This window comes from Streptomyces sp. SM1, from assembly GCF_002910825.1.
Lineage (GTDB): Bacteria > Actinomycetota > Actinomycetes > Streptomycetales > Streptomycetaceae > Streptomyces > Streptomyces okerensis.
In genome coordinates this window covers 1-5,974 of sequence record NZ_NEUB01000913.1, presented here as the reverse complement: position 1 = coordinate 5,974, position 5,974 = coordinate 1, and the positions used below count along the sequence as shown (strand labels likewise).

Below are 5,974 nucleotides of genomic sequence, written 5' to 3'. Positions count from 1 at the left end.
ATCTGGGTCTCACCGGTCCGCCCGGGCCGCGAGCACGACACCACCTGCGCCCGCCACCACGGCCTGATCGATGCCCTCAACCGGATCGCTGCCGAGCTGGACATGCCGACCCTCGTCGACCTCGGCTACGAGAACGCCGGCGACGGTTTTCGCCACCCGCACAAGAAGCCCGCCGGAGGCGAGCTGACCGAGGCCCAGCAGACCTACAACAAGGTCATCCGCGGCGTCCACGGCGTCTGCGAGCGCGCCAACTCCCTGCTCAAGACCACCTTCAAGGCACTACGCCGGGTCAGCCTCGACCCCAGCCGCATCACGAAGATCGCCGCCGCAGCCCTCGTCCTGCTCCAGCTCGAGTACGACCGCACCATCTGATTAGTCACGCAACGTAATGATCCGTTACTGACAAAGACTCATTGGGTCCCTGTCCGGGATCTTCGGGGCCCCTCAGTGCGGCCCGTGACGATGTATGCAGCGTGGCTGAGGACGGCACGGGGTTGCTGGAAACACACGTGACGGGTGCTCAGTCGGCGCACACGCCGTCGTGGCTGACTTTCGCTGGCTCAGCTCAGAACCCTCTCCAACTCGACATCGCGAAGCCGGGGTTGCAGCCGCACCTAAGTTGGAGCACGCCAACCGCCCCGGTACCATCGGCACCGGGGTCCTGATCAGGGCTTCCGCGACCGGACCACCCGGAATGCTGTCCAGGCTGAGGGGTGGTCCGGTCTTTGAGTTGTCGGCCGTAGCCGTGCGAGCAGCGCCGACGAACCGGCGCTTTGGAATCAGCTCAGAGCCTTGCCCACCTCGTAGATGGTGGGTCGGTCCCCTGGCGCGTGGCTGAGCATGGCGTCGATCAAATCGCCCAGCTCACCCGGCGCCTTCACGAGCCGGCGCCGACCGTCCGCCACGGCTTCTCTCTGCACCGAGCGGGGAGCGTCGTCCGGGTACTCCATCGCCCGCCAACCGGTAGCGGAGATCAGCAGGGAAGCCCCGAGCGCGTACACGTCGGCTTCCTGCGTTGGCTCGGCTTCACCGGTGTCGAGCACGCTGCGTGCGATCTCCGGTGCCTCGTAGTGGACGAGGCAGCCGCGGAACGGGAAGTCGTACCCCTCAGGCACGTTGCCGCCCTGGGCAAGGGCGAGGTCGATGAGGTGCGTTCGTTCCGGGCCGATGACGAAGTGGGCAGGCTGTACGTCACCATGCGCCCAGCCCTTGGCGTGCAGTTCGGCAAGCGCCTCGACGCAGCCCAACGCCAGGCTGGTGTGCGGTGCGATGGACGAGTCCGGCCTACGGCAGGGCTCCCAGAGCTGGTACAGGTCCGGCCCTTCGTGCCACGGCTGGAAGTTCCAGGTACCGCGTTCCCACTCGCCGTACGCGAGGTCGACCAGGCCGAGGCGCAGCAGAACGGCCCCTTCACGTCCGGGCGCGAGGGCGGTCCAGGGTTGGGCGGCCCACTCGGCCGTAGCCTCGATCGGGTAGCCGACTTTCACGGCGTAGTGGCCGCGATGGCTTTCTACCTCCCACACCGTGGAGCCCCGGCGGTCCAGGACCAGGCGCTGGGACGTGGGCATGAGCGCGTCGAGCACCACGATCGGCAGTTCAGGGGGTGACCCGGGCAACGTCTGTTCTCCTTCCGGGCGAACGCGGCCGACCACGTGTCGAGGCCGGCCGCGTCGCTGCTGTCGTGTCCTACTCCTGGTAGTCCTGACCGTACGGACGGCCGCAGTCCGAGTCGCACTGCGCGAGGTTCGTGTCGTCCACGGTCCACAGGTCGTCGAAGACCATGAACCCGGCCGCCTTCATGGCGCGCGCCGCGGTGATGACCATCAGCGGGTCGCGGGGCCCGCCGCCCGGCTTCGGGTTGTGGTGCAGGAAGCGGCCCGCGTACCGGTCGCACAGCCTCGCGTACTCCTTCGTGTGCAGGATCAGCGCGTGCAGGCCGAGGTCCACGTCATCGGACGGGACCATGGGGACGTTGGCCGTGGCCGCGGTGACCAGGAAGGCGACCGCCTGGTCCGCGATCCGCTCGGCGCGCTCGGGCGACTGCCCGTTGTGGACGACCACGAAGTGGGCGAGGCTCTCGAACAGCTCCTCACCAGCCATCGCGCGACCGGTCTTCTGATCGTTCACCGTTGCCGTCATGCGACTACTCCTTGTGTGTGGCGGTGCGTGGGTTGGATGGCCGGCCCCGAACAGGGAAGGGGGAGCCGGGGAGTTGGCACCCGTCCGGGGCGGCCCGTCTACTGGCCCATGGCGAGAGCCATGCCGATCACCAGGCCGCACGAGCCGCTGACCATGATCACGAACAGGACTCCTGCGTACCGGCCGACAGCGCGCATCACAGCCCATCCCGACTGTTGCCGTTCTTGATGGCCAGGCGCGCGCTCAGTTCCTCTCGTGGACTCGGCGCCACCACGTTGTCCGGCATGGCATCCCATTCCCTGCCGCCGCCGATCGGCCTTATCTGCACCCGACCGCCGAGCGCACCCATGACGACGCCGATCCGGTCTCGGGCGCTGTCCTTCGCCAGTTCACCGATGCCTGGTCTGGTCTGCTGGTTGCTCGCCATGAAAGGAGCATCGCGATCAGGACACCCCTGCCAAAAGGTCAGGCTGATTACCCAACTTGGGTAACGTCGCGGCAAGTAGAGAATCAGCGACGTTGCGTAGCCCTCGCAGTGTGGGAGCTTGCCGATGCCCGACGCAGACCGGCCGCAGGAATTGCCAGCCAGGCTGCTCACCGATCCCGAGATGATCGACGCGTGCCGAGTGCGGGACTTCGCCAGAGTCTTCCGGCTGGTGAAGATCAAGGCGGGCATCTACCCATCCATGATCGCCAGACGCTGTGAGCTGACGCCCAGCCGTGTCGGCGAAGTCATCGCAGGGCAACGCCAGTTGCAGCATATGGACGTCATCGAGCGCATCGCGGACGGCTTGCGCATCCCAGGACACATGCTGGGGCTCGCCCGTCGGGCGTGGGAGACACCGCAGGCCCTCGTGGTCACCGAGCGAGAGGTAGTCCAGGAGCCGGAGCCCGAGCCGCAGAACCCCACGGTTCTACCGGGCCCGGACGTGGACAGCATCCTGGCGCTGGCCACGCGAACGAGCCTGAACGCGGCGTCACTTGAAGCCTTCCGCTCCTCCATTGAGGACTACTGGCGACGGGACGACCAGCACGGAGGCGAGGCACTGCGGCCGGCCATCGTCGGCCAGCTCCGCCATGTCGTCGGTCTCTTGAAGGAGAACCGACCACCGTCCATCCAGCACGGCCTGTACGGAATCGCTGCCGAGCTGGCGCGCCTCACTGGCTGGACCTACTTCGACGCCCGCCAGTACAACCAGGCCCGCGCGTACTTCACCGAGGCCCTCCAACTGGCCAAGGAGATCGACGACCGCCAGTTCGTGGCCAACGTCCTTGCCTGCATGAGCTTGCAGGGCACGTACCAGGACAAGCCCGCTGACTCCCTGGCCTTCGTCACCGCCGCTCAGGACCAGGCCCGCTCGGCTGTCGACACCACGCCGCGGGTCCTGTCCATGCTGTCGATGCGCGAAGCCTTCGCTCACGCCACGCTCGGCAACCGGGACTCCACTCACCAGGCAATAGGGGAGGCGCACCGCCATTTCGAGCGGATTCGGGTCAGCGACCCAGACCCGTCCTGGGTGACGTACTTCGACGAGACGAAGCTGATCGTTGACACCGGTATCGCCCACGGCCGACTGGGCGAAGCAGCCACCGCCGAACCCCTGATCGCGGACGCGTTACGGCGCGAGGCCCGCACCAACCAGCGCGGACGGGCATTTCACTCGTTCTGGCTTGCCCGCACGCAGCTGGATCAAGGCAAGCTCGACCAGGCGTGTGACACCGCCACGCAGGCACTGGAACCGGCGTCGGCAGTGGCCTCCGAGCGGGTATCAGGCCATCTCAGGGAGTTCTACGACCAGTTGGCCCCACACAGGCAGGAGCCCGTAGCCCTGGCCTTCGAGGCGCGGCTACGGGAACTCCTCCTGCCAATCAGCGGATCGCTTCATCCATGAGCAGGTACAGCAGGCCGACGAGCGAGCCGCTACTCACGACCTCCCGGCGGTCGATCATGCCCCGCACCTCAGAGAGGGGAATCCACTCGATGCGGTCGGACTCGTTCTTCTCCGTGGGCGGCCCGGCATAGGTGGCGCCGTCGATCCTGAAGACGTGGTGCTGCGAGTCAGTAATCCCGTTGGCCGGCTCGCCGTAGATCAGGGGCTTGATGGGGCCGGGGCGCCAGCCCGTCTCCTCCAGGACCTCGCGTGCCGCCGCCTCCTCCGGGGTCTCGCCCTCCTCAACCAGGCCCATCGGCAACTCCCAGGCCCACGAGTCCGTGATGAAGCGGTGCCGCCACATCATCAGGACCTCTTGACGATCGTTGACCACGGCGGCCACGGCCAAGTGCCGCAGACGAACAACGTGGTACTCCCACCTGCGCCCGTCAGGCTGCTGGACGTCGACCAGACACAGATTCACCCACTTGTTCGTGTAGATCTGTCGCTCACCGTGCGTCTTCCACTCCATACCTTCGACCCCTCTCGATCGGTCTCCAGGATCTCAGACCGGTTCGGAGGTGGGGCACGTTCAGCCTCTTTCGCGTCACCTTGACGAGATGTCCGCCAGGATCGGCCGCTTGCATCGTGACTCCCCGCTCTCACCCGCTCCGTGATCTCGGCGGGCTCGGCGCGGGGGCGGCATCGGGGCTTGCTGAACGGCCGTGAACGGGGCTGAATGAGAAGGAGACTGCGACGGACGTAGCCCGCCGCAGAGGGCTGTACGGCCGGCGAGCTACTTTTGGCCGGGTGTCCATTTCATGCCGAGCCGGTACGCCCGTGAGATCACGTCCTGGATGGCAGGGCCGTCCTGCGGGGTAAACCACCTCACCTCGCGCCCCACGACGAGTTCGCCCTTTTGGCGCTTGATCAGGGCAATCGCGCACGCGTGGCCCTGGGGCGGGCACTCGTCGAGGCGTACCTCAAAGCTGTCGCCGCGATCAGAGGTGAGGGTCACTACTGCGTCGAGGCCGCAAAAGTCCCCGGAACCGCTGTAGATGTAGACGAAGAGCAGGAGCTTCGAGAACTCGGCGTGGTGGTCGAGATTGATCACTAGGTTCTCGCCTGCGGCTCGGGCGCCGGACCGATCGTCCGCATCTAGACGAGTCTTTCCAAATGCCTGCGGGCACGAAGAGAGGGTGCTCATGATCGTTTGTGACGACGAACTTGAACACCCTCGTGACCGCACTGTACGTGAAGATCGACGACGACTTGGCGGGTATCGTGCGGCTGCCGGGCCGGCCACCGAAACTCAGTCACTCGGAGTTGCTGTGCCTGGCGGTCATGCAGGCGATGCTCGGCTTCCACTGCGAGGCCCGCTGGCTGCGGTACGTCCGCGCACACCTCCAGGACATGTTTCCCTTCGTCCCGCAGGATGCCGGCTACAACAAGCGGCTGCGTGCCGCGCTGCCGCAGATCAAACGCGTGATACGGGTGCTCGCCAAGGACACCGACTTCTGGCACGACACGGTGTGGATCACGGACTCGACCCCGGTGCCGTGCGGGATGTCCCGCCCCACGGTCAAGCGCTCGGAGCTGGCGGGCTGGGCCAACTACGGCTACTGCGCGTCGCATTCGCGGTTCTTCTGGGGGCTGCGGCTGTACCTGGTGTGCACCCCGGCCGGGATGCCGATCCTGTGGGCGCTGGCCGATCCGAAGCTCGGCGAGCGCGAGGTGCTGGCCGCGATGCTGGAGGTCGATGCCGAGCTGGTGCGCGTGCGGCCGGGCCTGCTGCTGATCAGCGACAAGGGCTTCGCGTCGAAGACCTTCGAGCGGTCACTGTCCGTACAGGGCATCACGCTGCTGCGGCCGTCGAGGAAGAGGGAGATCCTGCGGCCCGGCGAGCCGATGCTCAAGAAGGTCCGCCAGCTGATCGAGTCGGTCAACGACACCCTCAAGGGCCA

At 66.7% G+C, this 5,974-nt stretch carries 8 protein-coding genes; 3 read left to right on the top strand and 5 right to left on the bottom strand.

Features of this window, described 5'->3' with window-relative positions:
- Positions 1-372, top strand: a 372-nt coding sequence (locus tag B9S61_RS30745) for a transposase family protein (RefSeq protein WP_146064936.1), incomplete at its 5' end; no start/stop codon positions are given.
- Positions 373-779: 407 nt separating this feature from the next.
- Here B9S61_RS30745 and B9S61_RS30740 read toward each other — a convergent pair.
- The 3 genes from B9S61_RS30740 to B9S61_RS30730 all read right to left on the bottom strand — a co-directional run bounded on the left by B9S61_RS30740 (position 780) and on the right by B9S61_RS30730 (position 2,566).
- Positions 780-1,616, bottom strand: coding sequence for a protein kinase family protein (locus B9S61_RS30740; RefSeq protein WP_103545155.1), 837 nt, complete (start codon positions 1,614-1,616; stop codon positions 780-782).
- Positions 1,617-1,686: 70 nt separating this feature from the next.
- Positions 1,687-2,139, bottom strand: a complete 453-nt coding sequence (locus B9S61_RS30735; RefSeq protein WP_103545154.1) for a hypothetical protein — start codon at positions 2,137-2,139, stop codon at positions 1,687-1,689.
- Positions 2,140-2,335: 196 nt separating this feature from the next.
- Positions 2,336-2,566, bottom strand: a complete 231-nt coding sequence (locus B9S61_RS30730; RefSeq protein ID WP_103545153.1) for a hypothetical protein — start codon at positions 2,564-2,566, stop codon at positions 2,336-2,338.
- A 124-nt stretch (positions 2,567-2,690) separates the two neighbouring features.
- Here B9S61_RS30730 and B9S61_RS30725 point away from each other — a divergent pair, with 124 nt between their 5' ends.
- Positions 2,691-4,031 (top strand): hypothetical protein, encoded by a 1,341-nt coding sequence (locus tag B9S61_RS30725; protein WP_103545152.1) that lies wholly within the window; start codon positions 2,691-2,693, stop codon positions 4,029-4,031.
- Here B9S61_RS30725 and B9S61_RS30720 read toward each other — a convergent pair.
- Together B9S61_RS30720 and B9S61_RS30715 are read right to left on the bottom strand one after the other, a co-directional pair.
- A complete protein-coding gene (locus B9S61_RS30720) occupies positions 4,009-4,542 on the bottom strand; it encodes an NUDIX hydrolase (RefSeq protein WP_103545151.1) in 534 nt (177 codons plus the stop codon). The genes B9S61_RS30725 and B9S61_RS30720 overlap by 23 nt on opposite strands.
- A gap of 264 nt (positions 4,543-4,806) precedes the next feature.
- A complete protein-coding gene (locus B9S61_RS30715; RefSeq protein WP_258039941.1) occupies positions 4,807-5,124 on the bottom strand; it encodes a hypothetical protein in 318 nt (105 codons plus the stop codon).
- 101 nt (positions 5,125-5,225) lie between these two features.
- On the opposite strand from B9S61_RS30715, the gene B9S61_RS30710 reads away from it, so the two are divergent.
- Positions 5,226-5,974, top strand: a 749-nt coding sequence (locus B9S61_RS30710; protein ID WP_103543553.1) for an IS982 family transposase, incomplete at its 3' end; no start/stop codon positions are given.

Coding starts and splice junctions, on each gene's coding strand:
- B9S61_RS30735 (WP_103545154.1), bottom strand. CDS start 2,139: ATGACGGCAACGGTGAACGATCAGAAGACCGGTCGCGCGATGGCTGGT.
- B9S61_RS30730 (WP_103545153.1), bottom strand. CDS start 2,566: ATGGCGAGCAACCAGCAGACCAGACCAGGCATCGGTGAACTGGCGAAG.
- B9S61_RS30725 (WP_103545152.1), top strand. CDS start 2,691: ATGCCCGACGCAGACCGGCCGCAGGAATTGCCAGCCAGGCTGCTCACC.
- B9S61_RS30720 (WP_103545151.1), bottom strand. CDS start 4,542: ATGGAGTGGAAGACGCACGGTGAGCGACAGATCTACACGAACAAGTGG.